This window comes from Sporosarcina sp. FSL K6-3508, from assembly GCF_038615825.1.
Classification (GTDB): Bacteria; Bacillota; Bacilli; order Bacillales_A; family Planococcaceae; genus Sporosarcina; species Sporosarcina newyorkensis.
This window is the reverse complement of record NZ_CP152016.1, coordinates 3,283,034-3,302,269: the sequence shown is the minus strand read 5'-3', so window position 1 is coordinate 3,302,269 and position 19,236 is coordinate 3,283,034. Positions and strand designations below refer to the sequence as shown.

At 41.4% G+C, this 19,236-nt stretch carries 21 protein-coding genes; all 21 read left to right on the top strand.

The window, feature by feature from the left end; all coding sequences use genetic code 11:
- The 21 genes from MKX97_RS16420 to MKX97_RS16320 all read left to right on the top strand — a co-directional run bounded on the left by MKX97_RS16420 (position 1) and on the right by MKX97_RS16320 (position 19,231).
- Complete coding sequence (locus MKX97_RS16420; RefSeq protein WP_342536507.1) at positions 1-786, top strand: ABC transporter ATP-binding protein; 786 nt, start codon at positions 1-3, stop codon at positions 784-786.
- Positions 783-1,775, top strand: coding sequence for an ABC transporter substrate-binding protein (locus MKX97_RS16415; RefSeq protein WP_340760660.1), 993 nt, complete (start codon positions 783-785; stop codon positions 1,773-1,775). Before MKX97_RS16420 ends, MKX97_RS16415 begins: the two co-directional genes overlap by 4 nt.
- 29 nt (positions 1,776-1,804) lie before the next feature.
- Entirely contained in the window at positions 1,805-3,001 is a 1,197-nt protein-coding gene (locus tag MKX97_RS16410; RefSeq protein ID WP_342536505.1) for a CbiX/SirB N-terminal domain-containing protein, read from the top strand.
- 164 nt (positions 3,002-3,165) lie between these two features.
- Positions 3,166-4,191 carry an iron ABC transporter permease gene (locus MKX97_RS16405; protein WP_040760189.1) on the top strand — a complete coding sequence of 342 codons (1,026 nt, stop codon included), beginning with the start codon at positions 3,166-3,168 and terminating at the stop codon, positions 4,189-4,191.
- A gap of 2 nt (positions 4,192-4,193) precedes the next feature.
- Positions 4,194-4,997, top strand: coding sequence for an ABC transporter ATP-binding protein (locus MKX97_RS16400; RefSeq protein WP_078818330.1), 804 nt, complete (start codon positions 4,194-4,196; stop codon positions 4,995-4,997).
- Positions 4,994-5,998 carry an ABC transporter substrate-binding protein gene (locus MKX97_RS16395; protein ID WP_078818329.1) on the top strand — a complete coding sequence of 335 codons (1,005 nt, stop codon included), beginning with the start codon at positions 4,994-4,996 and terminating at the stop codon, positions 5,996-5,998. The genes MKX97_RS16400 and MKX97_RS16395 overlap by 4 nt, the downstream gene beginning before the upstream one ends.
- 169 nt (positions 5,999-6,167) lie before the next feature.
- Positions 6,168-7,190, top strand: a complete 1,023-nt coding sequence (locus MKX97_RS16390) for an ABC transporter substrate-binding protein (protein ID WP_342536504.1) — start codon at positions 6,168-6,170, stop codon at positions 7,188-7,190.
- A gap of 397 nt (positions 7,191-7,587) precedes the next feature.
- On the top strand, positions 7,588-7,923 hold the full coding sequence (locus MKX97_RS16385) for a metalloregulator ArsR/SmtB family transcription factor (RefSeq protein ID WP_078818327.1): 336 nt from the start codon (positions 7,588-7,590) through the stop codon (positions 7,921-7,923).
- Positions 7,924-7,944: 21 nt separating this feature from the next.
- Positions 7,945-8,898 carry a cation diffusion facilitator family transporter gene (locus MKX97_RS16380; RefSeq protein ID WP_078818326.1) on the top strand — a complete coding sequence of 318 codons (954 nt, stop codon included), beginning with the start codon at positions 7,945-7,947 and terminating at the stop codon, positions 8,896-8,898.
- 250 nt (positions 8,899-9,148) lie between these two features.
- Positions 9,149-9,832, top strand: a complete 684-nt coding sequence (locus tag MKX97_RS16375; RefSeq protein WP_342536503.1) for a hypothetical protein — start codon at positions 9,149-9,151, stop codon at positions 9,830-9,832.
- A gap of 41 nt (positions 9,833-9,873) precedes the next feature.
- A complete protein-coding gene (locus tag MKX97_RS16370; protein ID WP_009498995.1) occupies positions 9,874-10,149 on the top strand; it encodes a glutaredoxin family protein in 276 nt (91 codons plus the stop codon).
- A gap of 99 nt (positions 10,150-10,248) precedes the next feature.
- Positions 10,249-10,536: a metal-sensitive transcriptional regulator gene (locus MKX97_RS16365; RefSeq protein ID WP_041072599.1), complete on the top strand. Its 288-nt coding sequence runs from the start codon at positions 10,249-10,251 to the stop codon at positions 10,534-10,536.
- A gap of 71 nt (positions 10,537-10,607) precedes the next feature.
- A complete protein-coding gene (gene copZ / locus MKX97_RS16360) occupies positions 10,608-10,808 on the top strand; it encodes a copper chaperone CopZ (RefSeq protein ID WP_009498993.1) in 201 nt (66 codons plus the stop codon).
- Between the two features lie 132 nt (positions 10,809-10,940).
- Positions 10,941-13,352, top strand: a complete 2,412-nt coding sequence (locus MKX97_RS16355; protein ID WP_009498991.1) for a heavy metal translocating P-type ATPase — start codon at positions 10,941-10,943, stop codon at positions 13,350-13,352.
- 885 nt (positions 13,353-14,237) lie between these two features.
- The gene (locus MKX97_RS16350; protein WP_009498990.1) at positions 14,238-14,540 is read left to right on the top strand and encodes an urease subunit gamma; all 303 of its coding nucleotides are present in this window, start codon (positions 14,238-14,240) and stop codon (positions 14,538-14,540) included.
- A 31-nt stretch (positions 14,541-14,571) separates the two neighbouring features.
- Positions 14,572-14,895, top strand: coding sequence for an urease subunit beta (locus MKX97_RS16345; RefSeq protein WP_078818319.1), 324 nt, complete (start codon positions 14,572-14,574; stop codon positions 14,893-14,895).
- On the top strand, positions 14,892-16,610 hold the full coding sequence (ureC, locus tag MKX97_RS16340) for an urease subunit alpha (protein WP_078818318.1): 1,719 nt from the start codon (positions 14,892-14,894) through the stop codon (positions 16,608-16,610). The genes MKX97_RS16345 and ureC overlap by 4 nt, the downstream gene beginning before the upstream one ends.
- Before the next feature lie 10 nt (positions 16,611-16,620).
- Positions 16,621-17,076: an urease accessory protein UreE gene (gene ureE, locus MKX97_RS16335; protein WP_078818317.1), complete on the top strand. Its 456-nt coding sequence runs from the start codon at positions 16,621-16,623 to the stop codon at positions 17,074-17,076.
- Complete coding sequence (locus MKX97_RS16330) at positions 17,069-17,755, top strand: urease accessory protein UreF (protein WP_078818316.1); 687 nt, start codon at positions 17,069-17,071, stop codon at positions 17,753-17,755. Before ureE ends, MKX97_RS16330 begins: the two co-directional genes overlap by 8 nt.
- Before the next feature lie 38 nt (positions 17,756-17,793).
- Positions 17,794-18,414 (top strand): urease accessory protein UreG, encoded by a 621-nt coding sequence (ureG, locus tag MKX97_RS16325; protein ID WP_078818315.1) that lies wholly within the window; start codon positions 17,794-17,796, stop codon positions 18,412-18,414.
- Positions 18,407-19,231 (top strand): urease accessory protein UreD, encoded by an 825-nt coding sequence (locus MKX97_RS16320; RefSeq protein WP_340760652.1) that lies wholly within the window; start codon positions 18,407-18,409, stop codon positions 19,229-19,231. The genes ureG and MKX97_RS16320 overlap by 8 nt, the downstream gene beginning before the upstream one ends.
- Positions 19,232-19,236: the final 5 nt, after the last annotated feature.

The following is a 19,236-nucleotide window of genomic DNA, read 5'->3' as shown; positions in this document are numbered from 1 at the left end:
ATGTTGCAAGTGAAAAATATTTCATTCTCTGTGCCGGAAAAACAGATTTTGCATGACATTTCATTTTCAATGGATCAAGGCAAATTTATTGGGATTATTGGTCCGAATGGCAGCGGGAAATCGACGATGTTAAAAATTATCTACCGCTATTTGAAACAATCAAGCGGACAGGTGATGTTATATGAAAATGACATGGAGCAGATGACTCGAAAAAAGATCGCTCAAGAAATGGCGGTTGTGAGCCAAGAAACCCCTGTACTCTTTGATTTTACCGTAAAGGATTTAGTCATGATGGGGCGAACGCCGTATAAACAATGGCTTGCACAGGACAGCAAAGAAGATTTTGCTATTGTTGAAGAAAGCATGAAGCTTGCCGACGTGCTGTACTTAAAAGACCGAACGCTCGGTCAGTTATCCGGCGGTGAGAAGAAACGGGTAATGCTCGCGCGTGCACTCGCGCAACAGGCAAACATCTTAATTCTAGATGAGCCCACCAATCATCTTGATATTGAACACCAACTTCAATTAATGGATTTGGTGAAAGAGCTACCCATTACAATTATAGCAGCATTGCATGACTTGAATTTAGCGGCTAGCTATTGTGATGAATTGCTTTTAATGGATGAAGGGAACCTCCATATGAAGGGAACTCCCGAACAGGTACTGACAGAAGAAACCATAAAACAAGTATTCCATGTACAAGCTGGTATTTCAAAGAACCCGTTTACACAAAATTTGCATTTGTTTTTTTACGCAGAAAACGTTGGGAGAAGTGAAGACAAATGAAAAAGAAATTAATCGGTGTACTAATGTTTTTAACAGCGTTGCTTTTATTGGCAGCATGCTCAAGCAGTGATACAGGAAAAGAAGGAAAGAAAGACGATGCAAAAAGTGGAGAAACAGAGCAGACGGATAAGGTTGTAATCGACAATGATGATTTTGTCATCGAATACGATGAAGCTCCAAAAAGTGCGATTTCATTAAACCAACATGTAACAGAAATTATGCTAGCGCTTGGTCTGGAAGAATCCATGGTCGGTACCGCTTACTTAGATGATAAAATTTACGAACCGTTACAGGAAGCATATGAGAAAGTACCGGTATTAGCTGAACAATATCCATCAAAAGAGCAAGTGATCGAAGCAGAAGCAGACTTTCTATATGGTGGTTGGTCAAGTGCATTCAATGAAAAAGGTATTGCTACGCGTGAAGAATTAAAAGAGTTAGGTATTGATAGCTATTTACAGATGTCCTCTACTAAAGTGGCACCAACATTGGAAGATATCTATACAGACATTCGTAATATCGCAAAGGTTTTCCGTATAGAAGATCGCGGTGAAGAACTAATTACTCAAATGAATCAAGACATTGAAGAGATTACAGCTAAATTGCCAGAAGTGAAAGATCCTTTGGAAGTTTTGGTATTTGACAGCGGAGAAACAGATTTGACTACAGCAACGCAGAACTTCATGAATACACTTGTAGCAATGGCTGGTGGAAATAACGTCTTTGGTGATGTTGAAGGAAACTGGGCTACGGTTTCAAAGGAAGATGCGGTAGAACGTCAGCCGGAAGTGATCGTTGTAATTGATTATGGTTCAACTACAGTAGAACAGAAAATTAATTTCCTTAAATCAGATCCAGCACTAAGTCAAACACCTGCCGTACAAAATGAGAAATTTGTTACGTTGCCATTATCAGCAGCTTCCGAAGGTGTTCGTGTAGCAGAAGCAGTTGAAATTTTGGCAAAAGGTTTCTATCCAGACGCTTATTAAAATCTTAAGAGAGTGGGAGGTCATATTTTATGACAACATGGAATTTAACGCAGATGCAACGTCATGTACTCATTTGCAATGGCGATACATGTATGGGCGCCGGGGCTGAAGAGGTCACGCAACAAATCCGTGATGAGATCCGAACCAATCGTTTAGATGAACATATCCACACATCGCGCACCCGCTGTAATGGACGCTGCAAGGATAAATGTGTTGTCATCGATTATCCAAAAGGAACATGGTATTCCGTGCAAAAAGAAGAAACGGCACGGGCAATTGTTCATGAAACTGTGAAGGAAGAGTCGATCATTTATTCAATGGAGCACGGCGAACGAAAACGTGGTGAATCTCGTTTTAAAGGGATAAATAAATACAGAAAAGCTAGAGGAACGGTGAAAAAAGCTGTATTGTTTGTCGGGCATGGCAGTAGGTTGGAGGCAGGAAATGAAGAGGTCCGCCAATTTGTTGAACAAATGAAAGAGCGTATCGATTCATCCTTACTTGTAGAAACATGTTTTTTAGAATTTGCGTCGCCGAATATCGAAGATGGAATTCAACTGTGTATTGAAAAGGGTGCAGGTGAAGTCCATGTGATCCCGATCATATTATTGCATGCAGGTCACTCTAAATTGCATATTCCAGCTGAAATTGAACATGCAAGAGAGCAGTTTACGGATATTCGGTTCACGTATGGTCAAACGATCGGTATTCATGATGAGGTTATTGAAATCTTAACGACACGACTTACTGAAGTTGGTTTTGATATTAGTCAGAAGCACGAGGATACAGCTATCCTCTTTATTGGGCGAGGTAGCAGTGATTTGGATGCGAAAGAGGATTTTTATAAAATTAGTGGATTGTTACAAAAGAAAGTAAATGTACCAATCATTGAAAATGCTTTTATGGGGGTTACAACGCCCACAGTGCAGGAAGGAATGGAGCGTTGTATAGAATTAGGTGCAAAAAAAGTAATTATGCTGCCGTACTTTTTATTCACGGGGATCTTAATGGAACGAATGAAAGGAAACGCGGAACAGTTTAGGCAGTATTATCCACAAACGGAAATTGAGATTGCCAAGTATTTTGGCTACCATCCGAAGTTACAGACAGTATTGCTGGAACGGATGAATCAAGCTTTGGACGGTACTTCGACAGGAATGCAGGATTTAGAGAATTTCCGTATATACGTGGAAGAGCATGGATATGTGCACGAGCATCAACATTAAGTAGTTAACCGGAAATTTTTCAATACACCTGTTAGTAGGAAGGGGTAATGGGAGTGAAGAATCTCGCTGCTACAAAAGGGGACGGTGAATTAATAGAATCACCACCGGTAAGAAAAATAGATAGTAGTGAAAAAGAAAAAAACAAGCATCAAAGACGTTTTAAAATTTTGTTGTTCATCTTGCCTCTCGGTCTTTTCTTGTCATTGACGCTGTCTGTTATGCTTGGCCCTGTGACAATTGATATGGTAACGGTTTGGAAAATCGTGTTGTCCAATATACCTTATATAGGGGATGGAGTTACAGCATACTGGTCGACTGCCCAACAAAACATCATATGGGAATTGCGATTTCCTCGTGCTTTATTGGGAGGAATAGTAGGTGCTGGTTTGGCTATCGCAGGAGTAGGAATTCAGGCGCTTGTCAGAAACTCCTTAGCAGATCCGTACATCCTTGGGGTATCATCCGGAGCTTCCGTTGGTGCGACACTCGTCATTTTGTTTGGAGCGTTGCAATTTTTTGGTCAATACGCCCTATCGATTGCTGCTTTTCTAGGAGCATTTTTATCCGTTGTTTTTGTTTATACATTCGCACGGGTAGGTGGTCAGATTTCGACAATACGCCTGTTGCTTGCAGGGATTGCAATATCTATGATCCTAGGCGCTGTCACAAATGTCATTGTTCTTTCTGCGCCTGAAGAAGAAGGTATTCGAAGTGCAATGTATTGGATGATGGGAAGCTTAGCGGGAGCAAATTGGACAGTTCTGCCTATACCGGCAACAGCCGTAGTGTTGGTTTTCGCATTTTTGCTGTACCAATCTCGTTCTTTAAACCTCATATTGATGGGAGAAGATACAGCCGCAACGTTAGGCATTAACGTCGACGCATTCCGAAAGTTATTAATCGTCGTCACTTCTCTTCTAACTGGGGTTCTTGTTGCAGTGAGTGGAGCTATCGGCTTTGTTGGATTGATGATCCCGCATATGATCCGCCTACTCGTAGGTTCAGATCATAAAAGAGTGCTGCCGATTAGTGCGTTATTCGGTGCTGTCTTTATGATCTGGGCAGATATTGTAGCCAGGCTCGTAGTGGCTCCTGAAGAACTGCCAATAGGAGTGGTGACAGCATTGTGCGGTGGACCATTTTTCATTTGGTTATTACGAAGAAGTTCCTATTCATTCGGAGGTCGTTGACGATGGGTATAACAGTTGAAGGCATATCAGCCAGCATACAGGAAAAGAAGATTATCTCCGACATTCATTTGCGGGTGAAGCCTGGGCAATTTGTTGGACTGATTGGTCCGAACGGAAGCGGAAAATCCACGCTGTTAAAAAGCATTTACCGGATCAACAAGCCGGATTGCGGAAAAATTACATTGGATAGTGAAAATCTGTACGAAATATCAGCAAAAAAAACGGCTCAAAAAATGGCGGTAGTCAGTCAGGAATCGCAGCATACATTTGAGTTTTCAGTAATGGAAATCGTGCTGATGGGACGAGCTCCGCATAAGAAGATGATGGAAACGGACACAGTTGAAGACATGCGTATTGCAGAAGAGGCGCTTGAAAAAGTAGGACTGGAAAGCTATGGAGATCGTCTGATTTCTACGCTATCCGGCGGGGAAAAACAAAGAGTTATGGTAGCGAGAGCTCTCGCCCAGCAAGCGAAATATTTGGTACTGGATGAACCTACGAACCATTTGGACATTCATCATCAACTTCAGCTAATGGACTTGGTTAAGAAATTAAATATCACGGTCATAGCGGCTCTTCATGATCTAAATATCGCTTCGGTCTATTGCGATCATATATATGTGTTGAATCAAGGACAGCTGGCTGTTGCAGGTCAGCCAGAAGAAGTTTTAACGGAGACAATACTACAAGAAATATTCCGGGTAAATACTCATATCATCCAGCATCCGATAACCGGAAAGACACATATTACCTTTCTTTCTGACGCGGCTCCTGCTATTAAAAGACATGAAGAGGTGTACATATGATGAAAAAGTATTCGAAACTGTTAAGTGTACTGATGGTGATAGCCATCCTATCTGCATGCGGTCAATCGGACAATAAAATAGAATATGGTTCTTCTGATGATCAGACAAATGAGGCAGACAGCGCTGAAACTTACGAGCCTGTAACGCTAGATAATTTCGGTCGGGAGGTAACGTTTACGGAACCGCCAAAACGAACGGTTGGGTTGATGCAAGATAATGCTGAATTAATGCTGGCACTCGGATTAGATGAGTATCTTGTAGGCTACTCGTTTCCACGGGATAAAGCAGCACCCGGATTGGAAGAGAAAGTGAAGAAAGTTCCGCTTTTATCTGAAATGTATCCTTCAAAAGAAGTGTTACTAAGTAAGGAACCTGATTTTGTCATGGGATCAGACGACTTTTTTGTTGACAGTGTAATCGGTACGACTGCTGAACTTGAAAAACGTGGGGTGAAGTCCTATATACCTGAGGCGGCTGGAAAACCGGCAACTTTGGAAAATATGGTATACAAGGAGATTAGTGAAGTATCCCGTATTTTTGGCGTTGAAAGTCGTGGAGATGAATTAATCCAGTCAATAAAAGAGACTGTAATGGGGATACAAGAAAAAATAAGTGACGAAGAGCCTGTGAGAGTTTTCTATATGGGCGGCGGCGATAGTGGGTCTGCTATCACTACTGGAGGAGATATGATACGATCCCATGTCGTCGGTTTAGCAGGCGGAGAAAATATTTTCAGTGAGTCAACAGGATGGATGCCAGAAGTTAGTTGGGAAGAGGTAATTGAGCGTGATCCCGAGGTGATTGTGTTAGCTTATTGTTGCGGAACGACACCTGAGCAGTTAATGGATGCGATCTCTAATAATCCATCGCTTCAGGACGTTACCGCAGTCAAAAATAAGCGGTATGTCACTATCGAGCACGCCGATGTAGAACAGTCGGTTCGAATTCCAAGTGGACTAGAGACATTGGCGAAAGGTTTTTATCCAGAACGCTTTGAATGAGCTTTTAAAGATGATGTAGCAGAACTGGAAAGTCTAGATATAATCGATTTTTATATCTGGACTTTTTTAGTTAGAGAGTAGAGGTTTTATGGATTCTTAAAACTAGGCAATCAAGGTATAAGCATGGGATGCCGTAATACAAAAACCAATATGAATAGGAGTTCGTCCAATGAGTAAAAAATACATGCTGCTGTTTTTAATCATGGTAATGGCAATCTTGACAGCTTGTGGTGAATCCGACAGTACGATGGAGACCTCCGCTTCGAAAGCGGATGGAGACAAATCGAAGAACGAAGGGGTTTATGAACCCGTTTCCGTTAAAACGAAAAATGGGCCGATCCAATACGAAGAGATGCCTCGTCGTGTGGTTACGCAAGACTTACACACACTGGAACTCATGTTGACACTGGGACTGGAAGAACATATTGCAGGAACGGTTGGTGCAAATCCAGATCATGTATTACCCGAATTCGAGGAAGCATTTTCAAGGATTCCTGTTGTTTCGCGTGGGATGCAACCCTCTAAGGAAGTGCTATTGGAAGTGGATCCTGACTTCGTCTATGCTGGCTGGGATACACTATTCCAAGAAGAGCGTCTAGGCTCAGTGAAAAAACTGAACGAACTTGGTATTAAGACATATACTCACGAGTCGTCCAACATCATAGGTCCGACGCTTGACGATGTTTATCAGGATATCCGTAATATCGGTCTTATTTTTAAGGTAGAGGACAGAGCAGACGAATTGATTGAGTCTCTTCAACATTCTATTCGAGATGTAGGTAAACAGATTGATGAGCAGATTGGAACAGTCGAAGAACCAGTTAGTGTTTTTATCTATGACAGTGGAACAGACATACCTTATACAGCAACTCAAACAATTTTGACCGAAATGATACGACTGGCAGGAGGAGAAAATATATTTGGTGATATTCCGAAAAACTGGACAACCGTTAATTGGGAAGACGTTGTTGAACGGAATCCAAAAGTGATCGTCATCATGGATTATGGAGAAATGACGGCCGAGCAAAAGAAAGATGTTCTGTTTAGCAACCCTGCCTTAACGGGTATTGACGCGATTAAAAATGATCGAGTTGCGGTCATGCCACTTGATTATACTTTCGAGGGCGTGCGAATCCCCACTACAATTGAAATGCTTGCGAAATCATTTTATCCCGAAGCATTTGAAAATTAATGATTTTACTGCTGGTAGAAATATGAACACTAAAAGGTATCAGGTTCCCCCTAATTGTTTGTAGACCTGGTACCTTCCTCTATTGTTAGCTCCAAGCAATATCCCGCCGTCAACTGCTAATTTCACTTTCTTCTATATGCATGTTGCTTGTACACATCTTTCTTTTAAATAACCAACAATGAATTAATACAATACAGCGGTTGGGTATAAAAATACAATAATTATTATTCAATTAAACCCTGCTTTAAAACTTATTGAAGTGTAAAAATTTATTTTTGGGGGTATATAAAAATAGGGGGTAATATGTATTTCCATTGACACTATACTAAATTATACATAATATATGAATATATGCTCATATAAGCAATTAATTATTGAAAGTTAGGGGGAATTTAAATTGAACAAAGAAGAAAATGGAGAACAGTTTTTGAGAGAAGACACACAGCTTTTGGATGAGGAAACACTTTTCGTCGTGTCCCAAACATTTAAGGCATTGAGTGATCCAACAAGAATCCGGATTTTAAATTTATTATGCAAGGAAGAGCATTCAGTGAATGATATTGCGGAAACACTGAATTTAAGCCAGTCATCCGTCTCTCATCAATTGCGTTTTTTGAAAAATTTACGTCTGGTGAAGTTCAGGAGGGAAGGAACAACACTTTACTATTCGGAAGATGATTATCATGTTATGAATTTATTGAAACAGGCGATAGAGCACGCAACGCATAATTAATTACACGAAGGGGGTAATCGAATGGGGCATGAACATGGACACGACCATACGCATGGTGCAAATAAGAAAGTATTATTGATTTCCTTCCTAATCATTACTTTATATATGATAGTGGAAGTGATCGGCGGATTTTTGACGAATAGTCTTGCCTTGTTGGCAGATGCTGGTCATATGTTGAGCGACTCAATTTCACTAGCGATTGCACTGATTGCATTTAAGTTAGGAGAAAAGGTCGCAAATAAAAGCAAAACGTATGGCTATAAGCGATTTGAAATTTTGGCCGCTGTATTAAATGGGGCAACTTTGATTGTCATCGCATTGTTCATTTTTATTGAAGCGGTGAAACGCTTTGCAAACCCGCCAGATGTTGCGACGACAGGTATGTTAATCGTTAGCAGCATCGGTTTGGCGATAAATATCTTAGTTGCATGGATTATGATGCGCGGCAGCGATGTTGAAGGAAATTTGAACATGAAAGGCGCTTACCTTCATGTTATTAGTGACATGCTAGGCTCTATTGGGGCGATCGCTGCGGCTTTGCTTATGATGTTTTTCGGCTGGGGCTGGGCAGATCCGTTAGCTAGTGTCATTGTCGCTATACTCGTTTTGCGTAGCGGATACTATGTATCAAAGTCTGGATTACATGTATTAATGGAAGGCGTCCCTCAAAATGTAGATATAGATAATGTCATCCGTACAATTCAAAGTGCGGAAGGCGTCCAAAGTGCTCACGATTTGCATGTTTGGTCCATTACAAGCGGACTGAATGCACTTTCCTGTCACGCAGTTGTAGATGATCAGATGTCCATTGCGGAAAGTGAGCAACTTCTGCGTAGTATCGAGCACGATCTTTTACACCAAAATATTCATCATGTAACGATTCAGTGGGAAACGTCTGCCCATCAGCATGATGATTCAATTTTATGTAAGGTAAAACCAGAAGTATCAGCAGACCACCATCACCAACATCATTAATGTGATCAGTGACCAGAAGTAATGCGCTGGTCACTATTTTTTTGGGAATGAAACAAAACACTTTACATACCCTACACCGGTATACTAATATGTGGCTATACACTAATATTCCTTTTCATAACTGACACCCAAGTTTTGTGTGATTGAAAAAAGGAATATCGGGTAATATATTTTTATAAACTGTATACCCCTATACTGTATGTATATTAAGGAGTGATGCAGGAAACTAACTTACAAGGAGGACTACGAGATGGACCAACATGCAGAACATCACCACTACCAATACAAAGCTCAAGGAGAAAGTGAAGTGACAGCAAATGTCACTTACAGAGACGCTATCATTACAATTGAATTGAAAGACAAACATGGAAAGACACCTGAATTAGGTGTTTCCCATGAAAAGGAAATGCATTTGATCGTTGTGAGCGCAGATTTGAAAGAATATATTCATGGGCACCCCGAAAAGCAAGCAGACGGTGTATATATGTTGCAAAGAGAATTGAGGGACAACGACTACAAGATATTTGTTGATATCGCTCCAAAAAACTTATCTTATACAGTTTCGCCAATCACGCTCCATGTCGGGCACGCGTATCATCCAAACCATGGCAATGAACTCAAGGTTGATACAGACTTTGTCAAAATGGTAGATGGATATTCAGTGGAATTAAAAGCTAATAATTTTGAAGCCGGGCAGGATATTTCATTGTTATTCGACTTAAGAGGAGCAACACCTGAACCGTATTTAGGCGCATTAGGCCATGTTGTCATTTTAGATGAAAATGCAGAACATTTTATCCATGTGCATCCAGTATCTGATGACAAAACTCAATTCAAAACAGTTTTAACAGAGGCAGGGAAATACAAACTTTGGGCAGAGTTTCAATTTGACGGCGAAGTTTATGTATATGCGTATGTCATAGAGATAAAATGAATGATCTTGAAAGGGATTCTCATAATAGGAGGTAACGATCTATGGAGGGTAAGACATTAAAACTTTATACAAGACCGACATGTTCGGACTGCCAAGAAGCGAAAGCGTTTCTTTTGAAAAACAATATTCCATATATCGACTATGATTTATCGATAGAACCGGAAAGGGAGAAAGAACTTATTAAGTTAAGTGGCTCGAGGGTAGTACCGGCTTTCGTTTTCAAGAAAAAGTCTTTTATAGGATTTGGAAGCAAACCGAAAGTGCTGATCGGTTTCGAACGGAATGAAGAAGAGATTAAAAAACTGTTAGCAGTATAGTGATTGATGTAATTGAACAAAACAATATCATTGCTCTCTCATGAAACGCGTGTTAATATAGGGGTAAGGGGTATATAGTAAACTCTGAGGAGTGATGGTATGTCAGAAACAACAAAGAAGACTGTACAGCCGAATAAACAGCAGTTATTAAATCGTTTAAAGCGTATTGAAGGGCAGGTAAGAGGTGTTCATCAAATGATTGAAAATGACCGTTATTGTGTGGATATTCTCCATCAGATAAGCGCGATTCAATCGGCAATGAACAAAGTATCCTTAGCTTTACTGGAAGACCATACGCATCATTGTGTTGTCAATGCCATTAAAGGGCAAGATGGTGAAGCGGCTATTCAGGAGCTTATGAGTGTCATGAAAACGATGACTAAGTAATCATTTAGCATTGTAGACTGGAACAGAGTATGGAGTACTGATATTAACAACAAAACAGGAGGTTTTTCATTATGAAAGAAGTATTAAAAGTAGAAGGTATGTCTTGTGGACATTGCGTGAATTCAATTGAGTCAAGTGTAGGTGAACTGAACGGTGTTTCATCAGTAAAAGTGGACCTTGCGAATAAAGAAGTGACAGTTGAGTATGATAACGAAGCGAATTTAAATCAAATCAAAGAGACGATTGAAGACCAAGGCTATGAAGTTGCTTAAACAATAGGCATAAAACGTCTTCCGCTTAGACCATGTGGGGGTACAAGCGGCTGTAGAAGTGATTATACGACAACCGTATAATCCTTCTTTTTTCAAAACTATATACCCCCACGAAGTATCGGAGGGATACAAATGGCAACAACGGAAAAAACATTAAAGATCAATGGGATGACATGTGCAGCTTGCGCAAACCGGATTGAAAAAGGGTTATCCAAAATAGAAGGTGTCGAAAAGGCGAATGTAAACTTTGCTTTGGAAAGTTCGACAATCGTTTACGATCCGGAAAAAACAAATATTGATGATTTTACGTCAAGGATCGAAAAATTAGGTTATGGTATCATTCAAGACAAAGTTGAATTCGATATTTCGGGCATGACATGTGCTGCTTGTGCGACGAAAATAGAAAAACGGATTAATAAAATGGATGGTGTTTCTAAGGCGACTGTCAATTTCGCGATTGAAACACTGACTGTAGATTATGATGGTGGTCAAACAAGTCCGAACGAGATGATGGCAATTGTGAAAAAAATGGGCTATGAATTGATTCCAAAATCTAACGGCAAGGAAAAGTTGGATCATAAGGAGCAGGAGATAAAAAAGCAATACCGGAAATTCATATTTTCGGCAATCCTGACACTCCCGCTGTTATGGACAATGGTAGCGCACTTTGAGTTTTTATCTTTTCTATACTTGCCTACTTTTTTAATGAATCCTTGGGTGCAATTGATCTTGGCAACGCCTGTCCAATTTATCGTCGGTGCTCAATTCTATAAAGGGGCATTTACTTCCTTAAGAAATAGAAGCGCCAATATGGATGTTTTAGTGGCATTAGGTACTAGTGCAGCTTATTTCTACAGTTTATATTTGTCTTTTGAATGGATGAATGGGGGCAGTGTCGGAGAACCAGAACTATATTTTGAAGCATCTGCCGTTATTATTACGCTAATCGTCCTAGGTAAGTTATTCGAAGTGAGGGCAAAAGGAAAAACGAGCCAAGCCATTCAAAAACTACTAGGATTGCAAGCAAAAACAGCACGTGTCTTAAAAGACGGCGTTGAAAAAGAACTGCCGATTGAAGAAGTAGTAGCTGGCGATATCATCCTCGTCAAACCGGGGGAAAAGATTCCTGTCGACGGAGAAATCATTTCTGGGCAATCGGCAATTGATGAATCAATGATCACCGGTGAAAGTATCCCTGTCGATAAAGTGCCAGGAAACTCGGTCATTGGTGCAACGATCAATAAAAACGGGTCATTACAGGTCAAAGCGACGAAAGTTGGGAAAGACAGTGCATTATCTCAAATCGTCAAAGTCGTTGAAGAAGCACAAGGCTCAAAGGCGGAAATTCAACGGTTGGCGGATAAAATATCAGGCATCTTCGTTCCTATAGTCGTTGGAATTGCGATTTTGACATTCTTCATTTGGTATTTTGTCGTAACGCCTGGCGATTTCAGATCTTCACTAATTCCGACCATTTCCATATTGGTCATTGCATGTCCATGTGCGTTAGGGTTGGCCACACCAACCTCCATTATGGCTGGATCGGGTAGAGCAGCTGAAATGGGTATGCTTTTCAAAGGCGGAGAACATCTTGAAAACACACGTTTCATCGACACAGTGGTATTGGATAAAACAGGTACAGTGACGAAAGGCGAGCCAGCGTTGACAGATGTCATCGTGTTGAAAGACTTTGCAGAAGAGGAAGTCCTTCAATTGGTTGCATCAGCTGAAAATCAATCCGAACACCCATTGGCGCAAGCGATCGTAATGGGAATCAAAGAAAAAGGAATCGAATTGATCGAACCAGAAGGGTTCAATACGCTCCCAGGGTATGGAATTGAAGCGAAAGTCTCCGGAAAGCAAGTGCTTGCCGGGACACGAAAGTTAATGCACAGCCGGGATGTGGCTCTTCAAGATGTGGAATCCACAATGGAGAACATGGAGAAAGAAGGAAAGACAGCGATGCTCATCGCGATTGATGGGAAACTTGCGGGTGTCGTGGCAGTTGCGGATACTGTGAAAAAAACATCTAAACAGGCAATTGAAAGAATGCTTGAACTTGGGTTGGATGTCATTATGCTAACGGGTGACAACCAACATACTGCAGAAGCAATCGGACGACAAGTCGGGTTGAGCCATATCATCGCAGAAGTCCTTCCAGAGCAGAAAAGCGATGAGATTAAGAAATTACAGATGCAAGGAAAGAAAGTGGCAATGGTCGGAGACGGTATCAATGATGCTCCTGCACTTGCGCTTGCGGATATCGGAATGGCGATTGGTACTGGAACAGATATTGCAATCGAAGCAGCTGATATCACCCTCATGCGCGGCGACTTAAATAGCGTTGCAGACGCTATCATTATGAGCCGGAAAACAATGCGCAACATTAAACAGAATCTATTCTTTGCTTTTTTCTATAACACAATCGGTATTCCGGTTGCTGCACTCGGATTGTTAGCCCCTTGGGTAGCCGGAGCAGCTATGGCATTTAGTTCAGTGTCTGTCGTTTTGAACGCGTTAAGGCTTCAACGAGTAAAATTTTGATGGGTCACAAAACTTCTAGTATAAAATAAAATGGCCATGAAATTGAACGGTCGATAGGATGAATGGTCTTCATTTTATAGCTAGTGATGAGACAGCGATTCATCATAGAACCCTTCGGAGCAATAGAGGGCAGGTCAGAAAAAATGTTTTCAAGGTATGACATTCCTTTAGGTTTAAAGTGAATTTGATATTCTCAAAAAATTAATAGTGATTTTCTGCAGCCCTTCCCGAGATGATTGGGAGGGGTTTTTAATGTATATATTCAAATGAATGATCATCCTGTTTTGTCGGCCTTACTTACCACTTCTGCAAGTAGTCGATCGGACTGGTTCCCTCATAAGCAGGAACACTTGATTCTTCGCCGCAAAGCTGTACAATAAATTAGTAGCAGTAACTCCAAGCCGCTTTCCCATGTTTTTAAGACGAGGAAAATGGACACAATCCCCCCCATTCCAGTTGTTTCGAATACCTAAGAGATTCACCGATCCTTCCCGGATGTATGAATCACAACCGAATCAACTTGCGATCAAACCATTAAATAAAACACTTTGTTACAACACATTTATAGTTCGAACTTGTATTCACGGCTAGGCCGGCTGTTCCATGGCTGCTCATTAGTCTTTTAAAAGCTAAAAGTTAAAGCGTGGCAACGTTTACGCTAACTTGCTTAAGGGGATACTGTCGTTATAATGAATTTTTCTGTACTTAATTGCTTTAGATTGACTGAATTGAGCTTTTAAAGGGTACAGTTCAAGTTTATCGATAGAAGTAGTATGGCCTATTAACGCCTTGCGGACTATTCGGAATATTTCATGCTTTTTGCTAAAGTGTATTTAGGGAGAAGAGTTCTATTACAAACTATCATATATTTCAGGAGGTTGAACGATGCAATTACTACCACGTGAAATCGACAAGTTAATGATTGTTGTGGCTGCCGATGTCGCCAGAAGACGTAAAGAACGAGGTCTTAAATTGAATCATCCAGAAGCAATGGCGCTTATTACATACGAGGTGATGGAAGGCGCTAGAGATGGCAAAACTGTCGCAGATCTTATGGCTTACGGAGCGACGATATTAACTCGTGAAGACGTGATGGATGGTATTCCCGAGATGATTGACGACATTCAAGTGGAAGCAACGTTTCCGGATGGTACAAAACTAGTTACTGTGCATAACCCCATCCGATAACTTGCTAATGAAATGGAGAGGAGACGAAGCGATGATCCCAGGTGAGTATATTTTAAAAGATGAACCAATTAATTGTAATGAAGGGGCAGAAAGTACACGTGTTCACGTTGTGAATGAAGGGGACAGGCCAATACAAGTCGGTTCTCATTATCATTTTTATGAGGTAAATGGTGCGCTGAGGTTTAGACGGGAAGAGACATACGGCAAACGATTAAATATTCCAGCCGGCGCTGCTGTCCGCTTTGAACCAGGCGATGAAAAAGAAGTGCAATTAATTGACTATGCTGGAAAAAGAGAAGTTTACGGATTTCATAATGAAGTGGACGGACCATTGGAAGGCGGGAATGTTAAATGAGTTTTAAAATGGATAGAGAGCAATATGCACAAATGTACGGACCGACAACAGGAGACTCCATCCGCCTGGCAGATACAGATTTGTTCATTCAAATCGAAAAAGATCATACAAAATACGGCGAAGAAGTTGTATTTGGCGGCGGGAAAGTCATTCGTGATGGAATGGGACAGCATCCGTTCATTACGCGCGAAGAAGACGAACGAGTACCCGATACGGTCATCACAAATGTCGTTGTCCTTGATTATACGGGAATTTATAAAGCGGATTTAGCGATTCGTGACGGTAAAATTTCTGGTATTGGAAAAGCTGGTAACCCGCTCGTGCAGGACAAAGTTGACATTATTATCGGAGCATCCACGGAAATTATTTCTGGGGAAGGTAAAATTATTACTGCAGGCGCGATTGATACGCACGTGCATTTTATAAATCCAGGACAAGTTGATGTTGCGCTCACTGCTGGAACGACGACATTGATTGGCGGTGGGGCAGGACCGGGCGATGGATCTAGAGCAACGACTGCTACACCAGGCGCCTGGCATCTTCACTCGATGCTCAAGGCTTTAGAGGGGCAACCAATCAATATCGGTTTAACAGGGAAAGGGCATGCAGCAGCCGGCGGACCTTTAGCGGAGCAAATACTCGCTGGTGCGATCGGTTTGAAAGTCCATGAAGATTGGGGTGCGACACCATCCGTACTTGATCATTCATTACGGATTGCTGATGAATATGATGTGCAAATTGCGCTTCACGCAGATACGTTAAATGAAGCTGGATTTTTTGAAGATACGATGAAGGCGATCAACGGCCGTGTCATCCATATGTACCATACAGAAGGTGCAGGCGGCGGACATGCGCCAGACTTGATCAAATCCGCCGGTATGATGAATGTATTGCCGGCGTCCACAAATCCAACATTGCCATACACAATCAACACGATTGACGAGCATCTGGACATGGTGATGGTTGCTCATAACTTAAATCCTTCTGTTCCGGAAGATATTGCATTTGCTGATTCACGCATTCGCAACGAGACAATTGCGGCGGAAGATGTCTTACAAGATATGGGTGTCTTCAGCATGACGAGCTCCGATTCGCAAGCGATGGGGCGTGTGGGTGAAGTTGCACTTCGGACATGGCAAGTAGCCCATAAAATGAAAAAACAGCTTGGAATTATGGAAGGGGATAGTCAGTACTCGGATAATAATCGGGTAAAACGCTATATAGCCAAATATACGATCAACCCTGCAATTACTCACGGGATTTCCGAGTATATTGGCTCAATTGAAGTTGGAAAAATGGCCGACCTTGTACTATGGGATCCGAAATTCTTTGGCGTCAAACCGGAAATGATTTTGAAAAATGGAATGGCGGTCTTTAGCTTAATGGGAGATGCCAATGCGACGATTCCGACACCACAGCCAATGATTTACCGACCAATGTATGCAACGCTAGGAAAGGCATTGTCGCAAAGTTCTATTACATTTGTTTCCCAAGTTGCATACGATAACGGTATTAAAGAAAAGCTTGGACTCGAAAAAGTGGTACTTCCTGTACGCAATATGCGCGATCTTACGAAAAAAGATATGAAATTGAATACTGCTACTCCTCATATTGACGTGGATCCGCAAACGTACGAAGTGAGAATCGATGGAAAACCTATTACATGCGATCCGATTGACGTTGTGCCGATGGGGCAGCGCTATTTCTTATTTTGAGGTGAAGAAAATGATTGTAGAAGAAGTCGTAATGAACGTAAGAGATTTAGACTCGAACGAATTTGAAAAACGACATAAAGAGAAAGTGTATCTAGAGAGCGCGCATTTAATGAAAAGAATTCAACGTGTAGAAACAGATCACGGACGTGAAATCGGCATCCGATTGAAAGACCCGCGTGATTTGGAAGCTGGCGACATTCTCTTTATGGATGATAAAAATATAATTTTGATCGACGTACTTTCCGATGATTTAATTGTCATCAGTCCACGTACGATGCTTGAAATGGGAACGATTGCTCATCAGCTTGGAAATCGTCATTTGCCAGCTCAGTTTGAGGATAAGGATATGCTTGTTCAGTATGATTATTTGGTTGAGGAATTGTTGCAAGAAATGGACATTCCATTCAAGCGAGAAGAACGAAAAGTAGCAAAAGCATTCCGTCATATCGGGCATAGTCATGACTAATCACGCATTGTCTTTGTTTCAGCTGTGCGACTCCAATTTTCCAACCGGCTCTTTTAGCCATTCTTTCGGCTTGGAAACGTATATTCAAAAAGACATTGTCACAGATGCGAAATCATTTTCCGAATGGCTGAACGTTTATGTGCATGAACAGCTCGCTTATGCAGACGGCTTGGCAGTAAGGCTGGCTTATGATGCACTTGAAGCGGAAGAACTTGAAGATATTTGGGAATTGGATCGCATTTTGACTGTGCAGAACTTGGCACGGGAATCACGCGATGGTACACAGCGCATGGGTGACCGTATGTTGGATATTGCACAATCAATTTATGAAATACCGATGTTGTCCACCTACATGCGAAAAATACGTGATAAACAAGCTTTTGGCCATCCCGCTATTGTTTTTACGATGGTAGGGCATCATCTGCAAGTAGAGAAGGAAACGACGATTTTATATTATTTGTATTCGACAGTCGTTAGTCTCGTACAAAATGCTGTGCGGGCAATCCCGCTCGGACAAACTGCAGGACAGAAAATTATTTATGCATTTCAACAACAGCTTCAGCAGGCAACAGATAAAATTATGAAGTTAGATGAAGAAGAGTTTGGAGTCGTATCACCAGGGCTCGAACTTTCACAAATGCAGCACGAGCGAGTTGGGATACGTATTTTCAGCTCGTGAAAAACGTGAAATTAATTGAGAATAAGGATGTGCTTAGAATGGAACCAATTAAAATAGGTGTTGGCGGACCCGTTGGTGCCGGTAAAACGATGTTAGTTGAAAAAATCACCCGTGCTTTAAACGGGGAAGTGAGTATGGCAGTCATCACGAATGACATTTATACGAAAGAAGATGCTAAGTTTTTAGTTGCAAACGGCATCCTTCCGGAAGATCGCATCGTCGGTGTAGAAACAGGTGGTTGTCCGCATACGGCTATTCGAGAAGATGCGTCAATGAACTTTGCGGCGATTAATGAGTTGAAGGAAAAGCATCCGGATGTTGAACTGATTTTTGTAGAAAGCGGCGGCGACAACTTAGCAGCTACATTCAGCCCAGAGCTTGTGGATTTCTCCATCTATATAATCGACGTGGCGCAGGGGGAAAAAATCCCACGCAAAGGCGGCCAGGGAATGATAAAATCTGACTTGTTTATAATTAATAAAACAGATTTGGCGCCATATGTTGGAGCGAGTCTTGAAGTAATGGAGTCTGATACAAAAGTGTTCCGCGGAAACAAACCATTCTTCTTCACCAATTTAAAAGATGATGAAGGACTGGCTGAAGTGGTAGATTGGATAAAAAAACATGCGTTATTAAAGGGACTAGGGCAAGATGTCTGAATGGACAGGCGTTCTTGACCTTGCCATGGAAAATCGTCAAGGACGTTCCGTGGCGAAAAGTGTCTACTTTCAGGGTGCGTTTAAAGTGATGCGCCCTGTCTATTTGAATAATTATAGTTATCCATGCTACTACTTATTGAATCCAGGCGGAGGCTATCTAGACGGAGACCGGTACCGCATGGAAATAACGCTCGATGAACAGGCGCAACTGACATTGACGACCCAGTCGGCAACAAAAGTATACAAAACGCCAACCAGACAAGTATATCAAGAGTCGGTCTTTCATATGAAAAAAGGTAGTTATCTGGAGTATTTGCCGGATGCATTGATAGCATATAAAGATGCCAAATACTATCAAAAAAATATTGTACATATGGAAAAAGGAGCGACATTGCTGTATTCCGATATATTGACTCCTGGCTGGTCGCCAGAAGGGGAAAAGTTCAGTTACGACATGCTTCGTCTGAAAACAGAAATATATATGGAAGACGAGCTAGTTGTCTTTGATCATATTAAACTTCATCCGGCATCTCAGCATATGAATGGGTTAGGTTTTATGGAAGGGTACACACATTTAGGTTCGTTTATTGTCGTTGGAGAAAAGACGAACGATGATTTATTGGATCGCCTGCATGAAACGATTCAGAAAGAGGCTGGAGATTTTGCATTTGGATTATCCAAGCTTGCTGTTCCTGGCTTTACTATCCGAATAATGGCAAATTATACACAAGTTATTGAGCGGATCATCTCTGCCTGCCATCATGTAATCAGCGACGAATGGTATCAGACGAAACCAAGTTTTTTACGGAAGTATTAGAAAAA